Annotated in this window: 12 protein-coding genes; 9 read left to right on the top strand and 3 right to left on the bottom strand. The window is 46.7% G+C overall.

What is annotated here, in order from left to right; translation table 11 throughout:
• Positions 1 to 157: 157 nt before the first annotated feature.
• Both A3IE_RS0109245 and truA read left to right on the top strand, forming a co-directional pair.
• Positions 158 to 3,595, top strand: coding sequence for a FimV/HubP family polar landmark protein (locus tag A3IE_RS0109245; RefSeq protein ID WP_020395334.1), 3,438 nt, complete (start codon positions 158 to 160; stop codon positions 3,593 to 3,595).
• Positions 3,596 to 3,650: 55 nt separating this feature from the next.
• A complete protein-coding gene (truA, locus tag A3IE_RS0109240) occupies positions 3,651 to 4,436 on the top strand; it encodes a tRNA pseudouridine(38-40) synthase TruA (RefSeq protein WP_020395333.1) in 786 nt (261 codons plus the stop codon).
• On the opposite strand, the gene A3IE_RS20280 is transcribed toward truA, so the two are convergent.
• Positions 4,433 to 5,428, bottom strand: coding sequence for a phytanoyl-CoA dioxygenase family protein (locus tag A3IE_RS20280; RefSeq protein ID WP_020395332.1), 996 nt, complete (start codon positions 5,426 to 5,428; stop codon positions 4,433 to 4,435). The genes truA and A3IE_RS20280 overlap by 4 nt on opposite strands.
• Before the next feature lie 349 nt (positions 5,429 to 5,777).
• Here A3IE_RS20280 and tkt point away from each other — a divergent pair, with 349 nt between their 5' ends.
• From tkt to A3IE_RS0109205, 6 genes are all read left to right on the top strand, one after another.
• Entirely contained in the window at positions 5,778 to 7,781 is a 2,004-nt protein-coding gene (gene tkt / locus A3IE_RS0109230) for a transketolase (RefSeq protein ID WP_020395331.1), read from the top strand.
• Positions 7,782 to 7,867: 86 nt separating this feature from the next.
• A complete protein-coding gene (gene gap / locus A3IE_RS0109225) occupies positions 7,868 to 8,869 on the top strand; it encodes a type I glyceraldehyde-3-phosphate dehydrogenase (RefSeq protein WP_020395330.1) in 1,002 nt (333 codons plus the stop codon).
• Positions 8,870 to 8,997: 128 nt separating this feature from the next.
• Positions 8,998 to 10,179 (top strand): phosphoglycerate kinase, encoded by a 1,182-nt coding sequence (locus A3IE_RS0109220; protein ID WP_020395329.1) that lies wholly within the window; start codon positions 8,998 to 9,000, stop codon positions 10,177 to 10,179.
• Positions 10,176 to 11,618: a pyruvate kinase gene (gene pyk, locus A3IE_RS0109215; RefSeq protein WP_020395328.1), complete on the top strand. Its 1,443-nt coding sequence runs from the start codon at positions 10,176 to 10,178 to the stop codon at positions 11,616 to 11,618. The genes A3IE_RS0109220 and pyk overlap by 4 nt, the downstream gene beginning before the upstream one ends.
• 46 nt (positions 11,619 to 11,664) lie before the next feature.
• A complete protein-coding gene (fba, locus tag A3IE_RS0109210; protein WP_020395327.1) occupies positions 11,665 to 12,729 on the top strand; it encodes a class II fructose-bisphosphate aldolase in 1,065 nt (354 codons plus the stop codon).
• 476 nt (positions 12,730 to 13,205) lie between these two features.
• A complete protein-coding gene (locus tag A3IE_RS0109205) occupies positions 13,206 to 13,694 on the top strand; it encodes a hypothetical protein (RefSeq protein WP_020395326.1) in 489 nt (162 codons plus the stop codon).
• 72 nt (positions 13,695 to 13,766) lie between these two features.
• Here A3IE_RS0109205 and A3IE_RS0109200 read toward each other — a convergent pair whose 3' ends face one another.
• A complete protein-coding gene (locus A3IE_RS0109200) occupies positions 13,767 to 14,621 on the bottom strand; it encodes a cupin domain-containing protein (protein WP_020395325.1) in 855 nt (284 codons plus the stop codon).
• A gap of 114 nt (positions 14,622 to 14,735) precedes the next feature.
• A complete protein-coding gene (purB, locus tag A3IE_RS0109195) occupies positions 14,736 to 16,106 on the bottom strand; it encodes an adenylosuccinate lyase (RefSeq protein WP_020395324.1) in 1,371 nt (456 codons plus the stop codon).
• A 189-nt stretch (positions 16,107 to 16,295) separates the two neighbouring features.
• On the opposite strand from purB, the gene A3IE_RS0109190 reads away from it, so the two are divergent.
• Complete coding sequence (locus A3IE_RS0109190; RefSeq protein ID WP_020395323.1) at positions 16,296 to 16,781, top strand: hypothetical protein; 486 nt, start codon at positions 16,296 to 16,298, stop codon at positions 16,779 to 16,781.
• Positions 16,782 to 16,803: the final 22 nt, after the last annotated feature.

Here is a 16,803-nt window from a genome sequence, read left to right as displayed (position 1 = left end):
TTGTCAGGAGATTGCGTGCTTGCACGTAGTTGTATATATTTGAAATGCTAACAATACTAATAAATCGCTTTTCATCCATCATTTTAATATCAAGGGCTAGCAAACACTTAGGGGATGAACAGAGATGCAACCGTCGCACCAGTAAAGGGGAATCGCAGTGAAAAAACAGGCTCTAAGTCTAGCCGTTGTGATCGCAGGCTCATATCCTGTCGCATCAAACGCATTGAGTCTTGGCGATATTCAGTCAAACTCCAATCTAAATCAACCCTTACGGGCGAAGATTGAACTTTTATCGACTACTCCTCAGGAAGCGCAGCAGCTCCAAGTTCGGTTAGCACCTGCCAATGTATTTAGTCGTGTTGGTATTGATCGGCCCGCATTTTTAGATAGCCTACGTTTTACAAGCAGTCTGCAAAATGGCAAGCCGGTGATTTTGATCTCATCAGATCAGCCGATGACCGAGCCGTTTGTCAATTTCTTAGTCGAAGTGAGTTGGCCCCAAGGTCAGTTGCTTAAAGAATATACGGTGATGTTAGACCCACCAGTCTTAATGCAACCGGGGACGGCTTTGGCGAGTAATGAAGCAGCGGTACGTGCTGAGCCACGACCTAGCGGTGTTGTGAATCGTCCGCAACAACCAGCTGCACGAGCAGCCCAACCAACACCTCAAGCACGTCAGCCCCAACAAGCACAACGTCAAGCAGAACCAGCCCCACAAGCTTCAGCAGCTAGCACTCAAGCTTCAACGCGTCCAGCCTCCGGTCAAGGCAGCCGTACCTATCGTGTAAGAGCAGGTGATACGCTGTTTAAAGTGGCTAGCCGCATGGTTGAGCCGGGTGCTACTGTTGATCAAATGATGATGGCGCTGTATCGTGCGAATCCACAAGCCTTTATTGATAATAATATTAATGGCTTAAAGAATGGTGTTACCTTAAAAGCGCCTACAGCAGGCACTGCACAATCGATTTCTCGTCCAGAAGCACGTCGCCAAGTTCGCCAACAATATGCTGAGTGGCAAAAATTCCGTAGTAATTTGGCGCGTAATACCACACCACAAGAATCGGCGGGTCGTGGTCGCCCCAGTTCCGGTACAAGCACTACCACTACCGCAGCAACACCGAGTGATCAAGCTCGTTTAGAGGTTTTGGGTAGTAAAGATAAAGCGGGTGCGAACGATCAAGTGACCGCGGCTGGAAAAGCTCGTCTGGATGAGTTGGAAAAAGAATTAGCGTTAGCGAAGGAGTCCTTGTCAGCGCGCCAGCGTGAAACAGACGATCTTAAGTCGCGTGTGGATGAGTTAGAGTCGGTTCTGAAGAAAAAGAATCGTTTATTGTCCTTGCGTGATGATCAGTTGGCACAACTACAGCAGCAATTAGGCGGTAAGGGTGTCATCAATCCACCCTTAGGTAGTGAAGGCGTTGAGGACGCATCTACTAATACAGGTGGGGCCACGACGCCACCGGATGCAGGGATGTCAGGCAATGCGCCAAGTACAACACCTGCTACCGGCTTGGAAGCTGGTACGACTATTACGCCACCGACCGATCAACCTGCTACGCCCAACACGGCCTTAACACCGCCTGAGGGAACTACCGTACCAGGTGATTTGCAAAATCACATGGGTAGTATGAACGGTGATCCCGGTTCTGTGGTGCGTACCGATCCTACTACGCTACAAGATGGTATGGCTGGTAATACACCTCCACCAGTTGGTATGGAGGGTACTACTGTAACGCCACCGGTGGGTGAAACGCCTGCGGAAACTATTCGTCCTACACCGACAGAACCGATAGCTACTGCAACGACCGATCAGCCTAAGCCAGCGTCTCCATTTGTTGAGGATGAAAAGTCTGGCGGCTTGATGGGGCTGTTAACTTCGCCCTTAATTTGGAAAATTGGTGCTGGCGCCTTACTGTCTTTACTGCTATTAGGTCTATTATATTACCTCTTAGGTAAGCGTAAGGCAGCTAAAGCAGCAGGCAAGCCGGGCGATTATCAAGAGGCTAATTTTGACCTAGACGAGTCGCGTAGTCCTTCGATGACTGCTAAAGGTTCTAGCTTTGATGCGAATGCTTATGGTGATTTGGAACAAGAGTTAGACAAAGCAGAAGGTAAGACGCGTAACTTTGGCTTAGAAGATTCATTCGATAACGCCAGCAATACTAATACTGCAGCATCAACGACCACGGTCACGACACGCAAAAATCCACAGGACGACGATGAAGTTCTGATGGAAGCTAATGTGTATATCGCGTATGGCTTACACCAACAAGCCGAAAGCGAGCTGAAGAAGGCCTTAGAAAAATATCCGGATAATTTAGATTATCGCCATAAGCTATTAGAGAATTATTTCGCGGCGAATAATCGCGAAGGATTTGATGAGCAGGCCCAGATTTTTGCCAATACCCACGGTGCACAAAAAAGCGCCTTATGGACTGATGTCATGGCTTGGGGTAGCAAAATTAGTCCGGATAATAATCTCTATCGCTCCGGTTCGACTATAAAAGCAGCTGCTACAGGCTTAGGAGCGGCTGCCGTGGCAACTACAGCGGCGGCGGCTACGAATGCCTTGGCATCTTCTTCATCCGCTGCACAGGGTATTGAGGCTGATTTCGGTGATATTAGTAAGGAGTTGGATAATTTATCGTCTAACAACCTTGGTTTAGATGATTTTGAATTCAATTTAGACGATTTAGAACGTCAGTTAGGGGATGATGCGGCTTTAGCTAAAGCCTCAGCGCCAGCACCTGTGGCTTCAACACCCGCTGCACCGGTGGCACCATCACCGGCTAGTACTGCTCATCCAGCGTCGGATGGTTTAGATTTTGACTTAGATGCGATGATGAGTGATTTACCGGATTTAACGTCTCCGGCCACTCGTCCTCAAGCGTCTGGCGTGAAATCAGCGGCTGCCGATATAGACATTGATGGTTTGATGAATGACTTATCAAACGATGATGGTTTTGATTTGCCAACGCCTGCAACCAAACCCGCTGTCGCCGCCATGCCACAAACAGGCGGTTTGGATATGGCGTTTGACGAGGCCTTGGATTTAGATTTTAGTACGCCCGCTAAACCAGCAGCTAGTAAGCCGGAGACTCCGGCGGCAGCGCAAGATAATTTGTTAGATTTTGGTTTAGATGATTTTAATATGGATGAGCTGCCCCCTGCGACGGGTAAGGTTGCAGCCGCAGCGACCGCAGCCGCTGGGGTTGCTGCAGCGGGTGTCGCTGGCTTAGCGAAGGCAGCAGAATCAACGCCAAATAATGTAACCAGTTTGAATCTGCATCTGGACAATGACACAGGTATTAAGAAAATCCTGCCTCAGGATACGTTCTATACCACACCAGAAAATACTGATCAGGATGTTGATACTTGGTTAGGGGATATTGATGATGCTTTGTCCTTCCTCGATATGCCGGATGAAGAAATTGATCTACATGAGGCACATATCAGTACTAAGCTGGACTTAGCACGCGCTTATCTTGATATGGGTGATATTGAGGGTGCGCGCAGTACTTTGGAAGAGGTCATGGTGGAAGGGAATGACAATCAGCGCCGTGAAGCAGAAACCTTGTTACACCAGACAGGTTGAGACCTAAGCACTTTAAGGATATAAAGGCCGACTTGTTCGGCCTTTTTTTATTGCTATGAAACTTGCAGCATGTGTGGAATATGATGGTTCGGCGTTTTCAGGCTGGCAGCGTTTAAGTCATGCTGTTTCGGTTCAAGCGGTGGTGGAAGCGGCGCTGTCTGAAGTAGCGAATGAAGCGATTCAAGTTATTTGTGCAGGGCGTACCGATAGTGGTGTTCACGCTACCGGTCAAATTATTCACTTTGAAACTCATGCGCACCGTCCAATGCGTGGCTGGCAATTTGGTACGAATGTGAAAATGCGAGAAGGGGTTTCCTTACGTTGGATTCAACCGGTGGCAGATGATTTCCACGCCCGTTTCTCGGCGCTATCGCGACGTTATCGTTATGTGATTCAAAATCGTTTAGCGCGTCCTGCCTTACTCAAGCAACGTGTCGCTTGGCAATACCACCACCTTGATGAACAAGCCATGCACGCTGCTGCACAAGCTTTGGTGGGGGAACAGGATTTTTCTAGTTTCCGCGCTTCGGGGTGTCAGTCAGCTCATGCTATTCGCCAGATTCATGAAGTTAGTGTGACCCGTGAGGGCGAGTTTGTGTATGTCGATATTGTCGCTAATGCGTTTTTGCAACATATGGTGCGCAATATCGTAGGTTCATTATTGGAAGTTGGAATAGGTGAACGGCCGATTGAATGGATGGCGGAATTGCTTGCGCAACGCGATCGGACTAAAGCCGGCATGACAGCCGCTGCCGGTGGTTTATATTTTGTATATGTGGAATATCCCGCTCGGTTTGGCTTGCCCACGCAATATCAGTTGCCCCAGTTTGTGTTAGGCTAAATTTTGTGCCAAGCGGATTTTCTGCCATGCTTTGCCGCTTTGTAATCCTCCCAATCACGCAAGGCTTTTACTATTTTATATTGTGCAGCATCCACAAAGGCGAAGCCTGTACCGGGGAAAAGATTGAAAGGGTTGGTGCGGCTCATGCCCCAAATCGCTAAGCGTGTACTACCCGCTTCAGCTTGTCCGCGTGCATGAATACCAAAAGTATCGGCCATTAATAAGCTATTTTTCTTCACTACAAAGGTTTTGGGCGCGGGTAATTTTAGCTGTGCTAAATCATTGGTTTCAAAGCGAAATGAGCCGCGTGCGGCGTAAGAATCTGCGTGCTTACAAGCATATTGGCTGGTTTTATGCTCCCATGCTAAGCGTTCAGGGGTGAGTTGATTCGAACTCGGCACATAGTTAAAAGGCCCTTTTTCGAGCGGTACATCATCCAAGAAAAACCAAAATTTCATAGTAGGGTGAAAAGTGTCGCTATGCAGGTTTTTCTGTGGGTCTTTACCGCCTGCTGCTACGCCATTGCGTACTTGCTCGATATACAAAAACGGTTGGCGCAAATGCCCACCGGTATAGCGCATTAAACGTTTGAAATAATCGATTTTGAACAGCGCCATGGTTTGCGGTAATTGCTGCAAGGTGGCCGGTTCAAGCAAAGTATGATGGTTTTGAGTATCACCTTGTTGGCACTCACGCACTTCGCCACGGTATGCACGAATTTCGGCCTCTAAAGCTATAAAGTGCTCTGCTGGCAAAAAATTCTCTTTTAAAATATAGCCCTGCGTTTCAAAACTTTGCCAATCTTCCGCACTAATACCTGAGCTTAATAAGCGACGCCGTAAGCGCATAATGGCATGAGCGACTTTTAGACGCGTTAGATGTAACCCCCAACGATTCAAGGTGGCATTACCTAGGATCGGATTATCTCTAAAAGATTTTGCCGTGGTGAATAATTGCAAAAACCAAATCGGTGTGTAGAGCAGGGCTTTCATCGTTAAAGGTGCTATGCTTAAAAATGGTGTGGTGATTATAACGCAAATGCACTTAGGAAACTTTGGGTGAAACTAGCATTTTTCGGCATAATACCCCTCCAGAAAGGAGGTGTGTTGTTAGAAAACCTATCTATGCAGGGCGATTGTTGCTAATGCTTAACTTGGTGACAATGTATAAGTGAAGCATAGTGGGCAATTCGGCGCTGGGAGGAATATGGAAGATTCCGATGCTGGTTTGAATTAGTCAGTATCGGAATCTTTCATTAGCCGTGACCTTAACTCGTGGATGGACGAGCTTCCGTTTCGGTGAGGATAGAATCCTTTTGCGCAAATACAGGAGAATCAGTTCATGACAACTCGCCACGAGTTAGCTAATGCCATTCGCTTCTTGGCAATGGATGCAGTACAACAAGCCAATTCTGGTCATCCGGGTGCACCGATGGGTATGGCCGATATTGCTGAAGTGCTCTTCAATGATTTCATGTCACACAATCCCCAAAATCCACAATGGGCGAATCGTGACCGCTTCGTTATGTCTAATGGTCATGGCTCCATGCTACCTTATTCAGTGTTGCATTTGACGGGCTATGATTTGCCGATTAGCGAGTTAAAAAATTTCCGTCAATTACACTCCAAAACACCCGGCCATCCTGAGTATGGTTATACCCCAGGCATTGAAACCACTACTGGCCCTCTAGGGCAGGGTATTGCCAATGCCGTGGGCATGGCGTTAGCGGAAAAAGTCTTAGCGGAGCAGTTCAACAAAGATAGCCACAAAATCGTTGATCATTACACGTATGTATTCCTCGGCGATGGCTGCTTAATGGAAGGTATTTCGCATGAGGTTTGCTCCTTAGCGGGCACTTTGAAGCTGGGCAAATTAATCTGCTTGTATGATGATAATGGCATTTCGATTGATGGTGATGTGGTAGGTTGGTTTGCGGATGATACAGCCAAGCGTTTTGAAGCTTATGGTTGGCATGTGATTCGGGATGTGGATGGTCATGATTCCGATTCTGTACGTGTAGCAATTGCGGATGCACGTATGGAACGTGAAAAACCGACCTTAATTTGCTGCAAAACCATTATTGGTAAGGGAGCACCCAATAAAGAAGGTGGTCATGATGTGCATGGCGCGCCCCTAGGTGCTGAGGAAATTGCCGCAGCGCGTAAAGCGGCTAATTGGCCTTATGAGCCTTTTGTGATTCCAGCCGACATTTATGCAGCTTGGGATGCCAAAGAAAAAGGTGCAGCGGCTGAAGCAGCTTGGAATAAGCAATTTGAAGCGTATCGTGCTGCTTATCCGACAGAAGCTGCAGAGTTTGAACGTCGTGTGAAAGGTGAGTTGCCAGCGAACTGGAAAGAAGAAGCTGAGAAAGCAGTGGCGGCTATTAATGCGAAAGCTGAATCCCCTGCTACACGTGTGGCTTCACGTAATGCCTTAAATGGTTTTGCCCCCTTATTACCTGAGTTTTTAGGCGGTTCCGCTGATTTAACGCCGTCGAATAATACTTTCAATAATTGCAGCAAATACATTAACTCAAATCATGGCACGGATCAGGATTTCAGCGGAAACTATCTTTCTTATGGGGTGCGTGAATTTGGTATGAGCGCGGTCATGAATGGGGTCGCATTGCATGGCGGCTTTATTCCCTATGGTGCCACTTTCTTAATGTTCTCCGAGTATGCGCGTAATGCACTGCGTATGGCGGCATTAATGAAGATTCGTAGCATTTTTGTGTATACGCACGACTCGATTGGACTAGGTGAAGATGGCCCGACCCATCAAGGGGTTGAGCAGACGGCTACCTTACGCATGATTCCGCGTATGAGTGTATGGCGTCCGTGTGATGGGGTGGAAACCGCCGTAGCTTGGAAAGCCGCTATCGAGAAAAAAGATGGCCCAAGCAGCTTAATTCTGACGCGCCAAAATTTACCGCATCAACCCCGTAGCACTGAGCAATTAGCCAATATCGCTAAAGGTGGTTATGTGCTGAAGGATTGTGAAGGCACGCCCGACGCCATCATTATTGCGACTGGCTCAGAAATTGCCTTGGCGATGGATGCAGCAAAGCAATTAAGCGATAAGAAAATTCGCATTGTTTCTATGCCAGCGGTGGATGTGTTCTTGGCGCAAGATGCAGCTTATCGCGAAGCGGTTTTACCGGCTACGGTGACAGCACGGGTTGCGGTAGAAGCAGGCGTAACCGCAGGTTGGTATCAGTTTGTAGGCTTGAAAGGCAAAGTGGTCGGGATGGATACCTTCGGCGAATCCGCGCCAGCCAATGTATTATTTAAACATTTTGGCTTTACTGTGGATAATGTCGTCGCGGCTGTTAAGAGCGTGCTCTAATAGTTGCACCACAGTATTCAGCGTCATTTCTCAATGAGTGGCGCTGTATTAAGTTTTTGCAAGTTTAATAAATCAGGAGTGTAGTAATGACAATTAAAGTTGGCATTAATGGTTTCGGGCGCATTGGTCGTATGGCATTACGTGCGATCACCAAAGAATTTCCGCATATGGAAGTGGTCGGTATTAATGACTTATTGGAAAATGATTATCTAGCTTACATGCTCAAATATGACTCGGTGCATGGTCGTTTCCCCGGCGAAGTGAAAGTGGAAGGCGATTTCATGTATGTCAATGGCAAGAAAATCCACCTGACGGCTGAAAAAGACCCTGCTAATTTGAAATGGGGCGAGCTGGGTGTGGATGTGGTGTTGGAATGTACCGGATTTTTCTTAGACGATGCGGGTTGCCAAAAGCACATTGCAGCAGGTGCAAAAAAAGTCGTTATGTCCGCTCCCTCGAAAGACAGTACACCGATGTTCGTCTTTGGTGTAAATCACGATACTTACAAAAGTCAGCAAATCGTTTCGGCTGCTTCTTGCACCACTAACTGCTTAGCGCCAGTCGCCAAAGTATTGCATGACAATTGGGGTATTAAGCGTGGCTTGATGACCACGGTTCATGCGGCAACAGCAACTCAGAAAACCGTTGATGGTCCCTCCAATAAAGATTGGCGCGGCGGTCGCGGTATTTTAGAAAATATTATTCCTTCCTCAACCGGTGCGGCGAAAGCGGTCGGGAAAGTATTGCCCGAGTTGAATGGTAAGTTGACTGGTATGGCCTTCCGAGTGCCAACGTCTGATGTTTCGGTCGTAGATTTAACGGTTGAATTAAGCAAGGGTGCTTCTTACAAAGATATTTGTGCCGCTATGAAAAAAGCATCAGAAGGTTCTCTGAAGGGTGTACTGGGTTATACCGATGAGAAAGTGGTGGCGACCGATTTTCGTGGTTTCACAGCACCTTCGATTTTTGATGCAGAAGCGGGTATTGCCTTGGATGAAACCTTCGTCAAGATCGTCGCTTGGTATGACAATGAATACGGTTATACCTGCAATATGATGCGCTTCGTTGAGCATGTTGCAAAAAATTAAGTAGTTCTTCACGGTTCTTGCAAGTTCCCCTTGTCGCTCCTGACAAGGGGAGCACTGGAGTGAGATTCAAATTCGTTAATTAAGCCCTTGGGTTTACTTAACTGATTTAGCTAACGAGGAGTTTTGGCATGGCTTTCATTAAAATGACCGATCTTGATTTGAAGGGAAAGCGCGTATTAATTCGTGCGGATCTAAATGTGCCAGTCAAGGACGGCAAAGTAAGCTCCGATGCACGTATCACGGCTTCTTTACCAAGCATTCAAAAAGCCATGGCAGCGGGCGCGAAAGTGATGGTGATGTCGCATTTAGGTCGCCCAACGGAAGGCGAGCCTAGTGAGGCCGATTCCTTAGCACCTGTGGCGGCGGATTTATCTGCTAAATTAGGGCGTAATGTACCCTTGGTAAAAGATTACCTAGCAACAGCACCACAGTTGAATGATGGTGATGTCGTGTTATTTGAGAATGTGCGCTTTAACAAAGGCGAGAAAAAAGATAAAGAAGATCTTGCCAAGCAATATGCGGCGTTATGCGATGTATTTGTGATGGATGCTTTTGGTACAGCGCATCGCGCCGAAGCCTCTACGCATGGTGTTGGTTTGCAAGCGCCTATTGCAGCCGCAGGGATTTTATTAACTGAAGAATTGGATGCTTTAGCTAAGGCTTTAGCGAATCCAGCACGTCCGATGGTGGCAATTGTGGGTGGCTCAAAAGTCTCTACTAAATTAACTGTGCTCGAATCACTGGCCGATAAAGTGGATCAGTTAGTCGTCGGGGGTGGGATTGCAAATACTTTCTTAAAAGCGGCTGGTTATAATGTCGGTAAGTCACTGTGTGAAGATGATTTAGTGCCAACAGCGAAAGCTTTAATGGACAAAATGAATGCGCGTGGTGCAAGTATTCCTTTACCAAGCGATGTGGTCGTGGGTAAGAAATTTGATGCGAATGAAGCCGCAATATTAAAGCCCGTGAGCGAAGTAGCCGACGATGACATGATTTTTGACATCGGCCCTGATTCATCCCAAGTGCTGGCGGAGATTATCAACAAATCCGGTACCATTATTTGGAATGGCCCTGTGGGTGTATTCGAATTTGATCAATTTGGTGCTGGCACTAAAGCCATTTCAATGGCCATTGGCAATGGCAAAGGTTTTTCTTTAGCAGGTGGTGGTGACACCATTGCTGCGATTCAGAAATACGATATTTATGATCAGGTCTCTTATATCTCCACTGCGGGTGGTGCGTTTTTAGAATACCTAGAAGGCAAAGTACTACCGGCGGTTGCGATGCTTGAGCAGCGTGCTAAGGCATGAGACGTACTAAGATTGTTGCCACCTTAGGTCCTGCCACTAATACACCGGAAGCACTCGAAGCTATTGTGCGCGCCGGTGTAGATGTGGTGCGTTTGAATTTCTCGCATGGCACTTTAGAAGAGCATCAGTGCCGCGCACAACTCATTCGGGATGCTGCTAAGAAAGTAGGGCGTACTGTAGGGATTTTGGGTGATTTGCAAGGGCCTAAATTACGTATTGCTAAATTTCGCGATGGCAAAATTACTCTCAATGTCGGCGATACATTTATTCTCGATGCAGCTTTAGCAGCGGATGCGGGGGATCAAACGCGTGTCGGTTTAGGCTATAAAGAGTTGGTGCATGATGTCGTTATTGGTGATGAATTGTGGTTGGATGATGGGCGTATTGTCTTAGTCGTTGAGTCAATTAACGGCACGGAAATCCATACACGTTCTGTCAACGGCGGTGTGTTATCGAATAATAAAGGTTTAAATCGGCGAGGAGGTGGCCTATCGGCGGCTGCACTGACTGATAAGGACATTGAAGATATTCAAATTGCAGCTGCAATTAAGGTCGACTTTTTGGCGGTATCTTTTCCACGTAGCGCGGCGGATATGCACGAAGCGCGCCGTTTGCTGATAGAAGCGGGTGGTACAGCGGCTTTGGTTGCCAAGATTGAGCGTGTTGAGTCGGTGCGTCAACCGGATATGGATGAAATCCTGTTAGCCTCTGATGCCATCATGGTGGCGCGCGGCGATTTGGGGGTTGAGATTGGCGATGCGAAATTACCCTTAGTACAAAAAAGTTTGATCAAGCGTGCACGTGAGTTAAACCGAGCGGTCATCACTGCCACACAGATGATGGAAACCATGACCGATAATCCCATTCCCACGCGTGCCGAGGTGTTTGATGTGGCGAATGCGGTGATCGATGGTACGGATGCTGTCATGTTATCCGGCGAAACGGCGGTGGGTAAGCATCCTGCCCTAGTCGTGCAAACCATGGCCGCCATCTGCGAGGAGGCGGAGCAAGCCATTGAGGTACGCACTTCAAGGCATCGTGTCGCCGAGAAGTTTGAGCGAGTCGATGAAGCGATCGCTATGGCGACTATGTATACCGCTAATCATTTGGGCGTGCGTGCTATCGCAGCTTTGACGGAGTCTGGTTCAACGCCGCTCTGGATGTCGCGGATTAGCTCAGGCATTCCGATTTATGCTCTGACTTCACGCGAAGACACAGCGCGTCGTGTGAGCCTCTATCGCGGTGTTTATCCCGTTTGTGTCAAACAACCGATTACCGATCCTAAAGTGGCTAATCGTGAAGCGGTGGAGTTGATGCTAAATGAAAAAATTGTAGCCGATGGTGATTTAGTCATTATCACTAAGGGTGATTTAATGGGGCGGCAAGGTGGCACGAATATGCTAAAAATTTTACGGGTGGGCGAACATCATAATGGCTAATAAAGCCGTGCCTGTGTCTCAAATTGTTTAAGTAAGGAGAAGTTACATGGCTTTAATTTCTATGCGCCAATTACTAGACCATGCGGCTGAGTATGGCTATGGGATGCCCGCATTCAATGTGAATAACATGGAGCAGGTTCATGCCATTATGCAGGCGGCGGATGCAACTAACTCACCCGTGATTATGCAGGGCTCTGCTGGCGCGCGTTCTTATGCAGGTGAACCGTTCTTGCGCCATTTGATTTTGGCAGCGATTGAAATGTATCCCCATATTCCGGTCTGTATGCACCAAGATCATGGCTCTGAGCCAGCCGTATGCTTCCGTTCTATACAGTCGGGTTTTTCATCGGTCATGATGGACGGTTCTTTAATGGCGGATGCGAAAACGCCTGCTAGCTATGAATATAACGTCGATGTGACGCGTAAGGTGGTCGAGCTGGCTCATGCTTGCGGTGTGTCGGTTGAGGGAGAATTAGGCTGCTTAGGCTCGCTGGAAACCGGCATGATGGGTGAGGAAGACGGACACGGTGCAGAGGGTCAATTAGACCACTCTATGCTATTAACTGATCCGGAAGAGGCGGCTGATTTCGTGCGTAAAACGGGTGTAGATGCGTTGGCTATTGCCATTGGCACATCCCATGGCGCTTACAAATTTACCCAAAAACCAACCGGCAATGTACTGCGTATTGATCGTGTCAAAGAGATTCATGCACGTATTCCAAGCGTGCATTTAGTGATGCACGGTTCTTCCTCGGTGCCTGAAGATTGGTTAGCCATTATTAATAATTATGGCGGCGATATGGGGCAAACCTATGGGGTGCCCGTCGAGGAAATTGTAGAGGGTATCAAGCACGGCGTGCGTAAAGTCAATATTGATACCGATTTGCGTATGGCTTCCACCGGCTCAATACGTAAGCACTTGCAAGAGAATCGCTCTAACTTTGACCCGCGCAAATTTTTAAAAGAATCTACCAAAGGCATGATGCAAATTTGTAAAGCGCGTTATGAGGCTTTTGGTAGTGCAGGGATGGCCGATAAGATTAAACCCGTTTCTTTAGAAACCATGTTTAAGCGTTACGCATCGGGCGAATTAGCCCCCCGTATTGCCTAAATCTCCACTTAACACATCCAGCGAAAAAGGGCGAGTAGTCGCCCTTTTTTTTGTAATTTTTTGCAAAACCCGTGAACCTTTTTGTGATAAGAAAAATTAACCCTTTTTTAACGCCAAACTTTGTTGTAGGATGACAAGCGTTAGGAGGAGAGGATTCCCGAGGTCGGGCACAAATCCCACTGAGCCACGCTCAGTGGGGGACGTGCTTGCGCTGTCTACTATATTCTTAAATGTAGTCTTCATTTATTTCAGGCTATTTCCCTAGTTTATCAAACCCACCAACATTTCCGACTTTCATACTACTGTTTGAAGCATTCATCCTGTACGCTTAATGAACAATTTTGCAATTGGTCGGTCGATAACTGCAACTCATCCTCATAACAAATGATTATGAATATATAAAAAAATAATATTAATTACATCAAGACAAGCACTAAACCAAACCAGTAATAACTAAAACAAGGGAATCAATGATAATGTCTGCCTCATTTTCCAACAGTGTTAGTACCCATGCTGCACCACGCTCTAGTAGTTTTGTTAGTAACTCCTCGAATGCTTTAGTGGCTCCAACAACACGTTTCTCTGATGCAGCCCCTTATAGTTCTAGTTTTTCTAATATCAGCCGTGCTCAAACTCAAGAAGGTTTAGCTCATATGGCAGGTGGTTTGGTAAATAGTATTAGAGCAGATGCGCAAGTGATGACTGTTTCAAGCAGTGCTCCTAGTGCCGTCGCCAGTGCAGAGACCACACATGCAGCAACCTCATATAATGCTATGTTTAGTCATTGGCACTCTATGCAGGGGTGTGAAGTAAAAAGTCATACCACATTCTCTCAAGAGTGCGACAGTGCGTCTGTAGCCCATTCATTAAGCCGTCGGGCGGGGCGTCACTTCCGCCAGCAGCATCAGACCTTTATGGTGGATAGCTATGCTTGGTTTAATAAGTTTTCTCATGCACGTGGCTAAGGCCTAGTTTCAGTTTTCGTTTCGTACTCATTCCAAAGTTTTAGGCTCACTTCGGTGAGCCTTATTTTTGGACTAATCTTCTGTGTTACTAAGATGATTTTGCAGCCAGTGCTTAATAGTTTTACGATCTGGTAAGGCATTCAGGATAAAATCGGTAAGTTTCTCTAAGTCTTGCTCTGAAATAATACTGGGATCTGCTTGCGTTTGGCGTCCCGCATCGCTAAAACGTTGCTGCATCTCAGGTCTATCGATTAATTCCCCTAATAAATCTTCTAGCAAATCAGCTCGACTAGGTGCGCGAAAGCCAATCGAACAAGTCATGCACTCATTCAGCGCTACACCATAATGAGGCACGTTTGGTGGTAGATAGAGTAAGTCGCCCGGCTCCACAATCCACTCTTGCTCTGGTATAAATTCACGCATAATGCGTAAGTCCACATTGGGAAGGAAGTTATCTTCACCACAACTGTGTGTACTGATTTGCCAGCGTCTTTTGCCTTGCGCCTGTAACAGAAATACATCATAAGCGTCAATGTGAGGACCAACCGAGCCACCCTCGACCGCATAACTAATCATTAAATCATCGATGCGCCAGTCGGGAATAAAACGAAATGGCTCAATCAGTTCGCTCAATTCAGGCATCAACTGTTCCATATCATTAATTAGCAAAGTCCAATGCGTTTCAGGTAATTTAAAGTCTTTTTTCCGCAATGGGCCGTGGCGCACTTCCCAAGGAGTTTTTCCCCCTTTTTCAATCACCAAGCGTGCTGTATCGGTATCGTAGGCTAGACCGGCGAATTCAGTGGCATCTATAGGTAGTTGCAAGTTCGGAAAAGCTTGACGAATAAAGAGCGGTTTTTGCTGCCAATAATCACGTAAGAAATCGGCAATTGGCATATCACCAAGATGAGTTAAAATTTTAGACATGGTACTGAGTGTGGTCTTGCCCAAATAGAGTGAAACGATGATTTATCTTACGGAAGCTTAACTGGGTTTCTGGCATTAGAAGAAGACCCAGTTAACTGTTTTGCGCCACAAGCTTTATTTTAAGGCTTTAGCCTGTTGAATGGCATTTCCTAAATAACTGGCCGGTGTCAGCTGTTTTAAAGCAATTTTCGCTTCTGCTGGAATATTTAAACTATCCACAAATAGCCGCAACGCCTCGGGTGTGATGCGTTGCCCACGCGTTAAGGCTTTGAGTTTTTCATAAGGCTGTTCCACCGCGTAACGGCGCATGACGGTTTGAATCGGTTCGGCCAATACTTCCCAATTCGCCTCCAAATCCGCATTCATACTGGCGGCATTGGCTTCTAGTTTGCTGATCCCTTTCAATAAGGATTGATAAGCAATTAAGCCGTGGCCAAAGCCAACCCCCAAATTGCGTAATACGGTGGAATCGGTTAAATCCCGTTGCCAGCGCGAAATTGGCAATTTCTGCGCTAGGTGGGTAAATAACGCATTCGCAATCCCCAAATTCCCTTCGGCATTTTCAAAATCAATAGGATTGACTTTGTGCGGCATGGTAGAGGAGCCAACTTCACCCGCAATAACCTTTTGTTTGAAGTGCCCCAGTGAAATGTAGCCCCAAATATCACGGCTAAAGTCGATTAAAATAGTATTGAAACGTACGCAGGCATCGAATAACTCTGCGATGTAATCATGCGGTTCAATTTGCGTGGTGTAAGGATTCCAGCTTAATCCTAAGGAAGTCACAAACTGTTCGGCCAATGCTTGCCAATTTACGTGGGGATAGGCACTTAAATGCGCATTGTAATTGCCGACTGCGCCATTAATTTTGCCTAAATACTCAGCGGCTTCCACTTGTTTTAATTGGCGCTGCAAACGATAGGCAACATTCGCCATTTCTTTGCCCATGGTCGTGGGGGTGGCTGCCTGACCGTGTGTACGAGAGAGTAGCGGTTGCTCAGCATACTGTTGTGCTAAATCATGAATCGCGCTGAGGGTTGCGCGCATATCCGGCAGTATGACTTGTTCCATGCCAGCTTTCAGCATGAGCGCATGTGACAGATTATTAATGTCTTCCGAGGTGCAAGCAAAGTGAATAAATTCGCTAACTTTGTTTAATTCTGCGTGGTCGGCAATTTTTTCTTTGAGAAAATACTCGACTGCTTTGACATCATGATTAGTGGTGCGCTCAATCGTCTTAATACGTTGGGCATCGGCTTCGTTGAAGGCAGTAATGATGTGTTCTAAAAACGCATTGGCTTCGGCTGAGAAGGGTGGAACTTCTATAATAGCTGATTGGCTAGCCAGTAATTGTAGCCAGCGAATTTCCACCAATACACGATGATAAATGAGGCCATATTCGCTAAACCAAGGGCGTAAGGCGTCTGTTTTGCTGGCATAGCGTCCATCAACAGGTGAAAGGGCAGTGAGTGCGGAGAGTTGCATAGCGAAGTTCCAAGCTAAGGCGAAAGGGCGTTATTGTAGCGCAATTGGCAAAAAAATCCTGCTTAGTGCCATTCGCCGTAAAAAAACACATAAGCTGTATTGCTGCTTTATAATAGCGCCTGTCAATCCCAATCTTGACTAGGTCATTAATTTTAATAACGAGTGTTACAGCCTACCTGAGGGAACCCCATGAGCTATGACCATTATCGCTATTTAATCGAGAAAACTGTCGATAGTTGTTCATTTGAAACATTAGATCAATTTTGCCGTGATGTCGTGTCACGTATGTTGGATCATATTCAATCGGATGAGATGACGAGTCTAAAAAAGCGCGAATTCACCTTAGTGACGAACTTGATTAGTATGGTGCAACAGAACCCACTCCCTTGGGATCAAGCAGGGGCTATTCTGGACGAAATCAGTGAATTAGAAGATCAAGCCGATATTGAAGATGCTATTGAAGGCGATTTGATGGAATTTTTATGTGCGATGGACAGTTGGCGCGATTTACAAGATAACAAAGTGCCTATTGCTGCGGCTGCTGTCTCGGAAAGTTTGATGAATATGTTGGATGCCAAAGTCGATCCTGCCAAACGCTCTGATGAATGGCTTTCAGTACCTCCTTTACGCGATGAGTTTGCACGCCAAGTCCATTTTTTGAAAGCAGCGGCTTGAAAGAAGCGTTCGAGCGCTTTGT

Origin of the sequence: Thiolinea disciformis DSM 14473 (assembly GCF_000371925.1) — a bacterium.
Taxonomy (GTDB): Bacteria; Pseudomonadota; Gammaproteobacteria; order Thiotrichales; family Thiotrichaceae; genus Thiolinea; species Thiolinea disciformis.
This window is presented reverse-complemented; position numbering and strand designations above follow the sequence as displayed.

Excerpts from the sequence above, each read along its gene's own strand:
- A3IE_RS20280 (WP_020395332.1), bottom strand. The coding sequence starts at position 5,428 with ATGAAAGCCCTGCTCTACACACCGATTTGGTTTTTGCAATTATTCACC.
- gap (WP_020395330.1), top strand. The coding sequence starts at position 7,868 with ATGACAATTAAAGTTGGCATTAATGGTTTCGGGCGCATTGGTCGTATG.
- pyk (WP_020395328.1), top strand. The coding sequence starts at position 10,176 with ATGAGACGTACTAAGATTGTTGCCACCTTAGGTCCTGCCACTAATACA.
- A3IE_RS0109190 (WP_020395323.1), top strand. The coding sequence starts at position 16,296 with ATGAGCTATGACCATTATCGCTATTTAATCGAGAAAACTGTCGATAGT.
- truA (WP_020395333.1), top strand. The coding sequence starts at position 3,651 with ATGAAACTTGCAGCATGTGTGGAATATGATGGTTCGGCGTTTTCAGGC.
- fba (WP_020395327.1), top strand. The coding sequence starts at position 11,665 with ATGGCTTTAATTTCTATGCGCCAATTACTAGACCATGCGGCTGAGTAT.
- A3IE_RS0109205 (WP_020395326.1), top strand. The coding sequence starts at position 13,206 with ATGTCTGCCTCATTTTCCAACAGTGTTAGTACCCATGCTGCACCACGC.
- A3IE_RS0109220 (WP_020395329.1), top strand. The coding sequence starts at position 8,998 with ATGGCTTTCATTAAAATGACCGATCTTGATTTGAAGGGAAAGCGCGTA.
- purB (WP_020395324.1), bottom strand. The coding sequence starts at position 16,106 with ATGCAACTCTCCGCACTCACTGCCCTTTCACCTGTTGATGGACGCTAT.
- A3IE_RS0109200 (WP_020395325.1), bottom strand. The coding sequence starts at position 14,621 with ATGTCTAAAATTTTAACTCATCTTGGTGATATGCCAATTGCCGATTTC.
- tkt (WP_020395331.1), top strand. The coding sequence starts at position 5,778 with ATGACAACTCGCCACGAGTTAGCTAATGCCATTCGCTTCTTGGCAATG.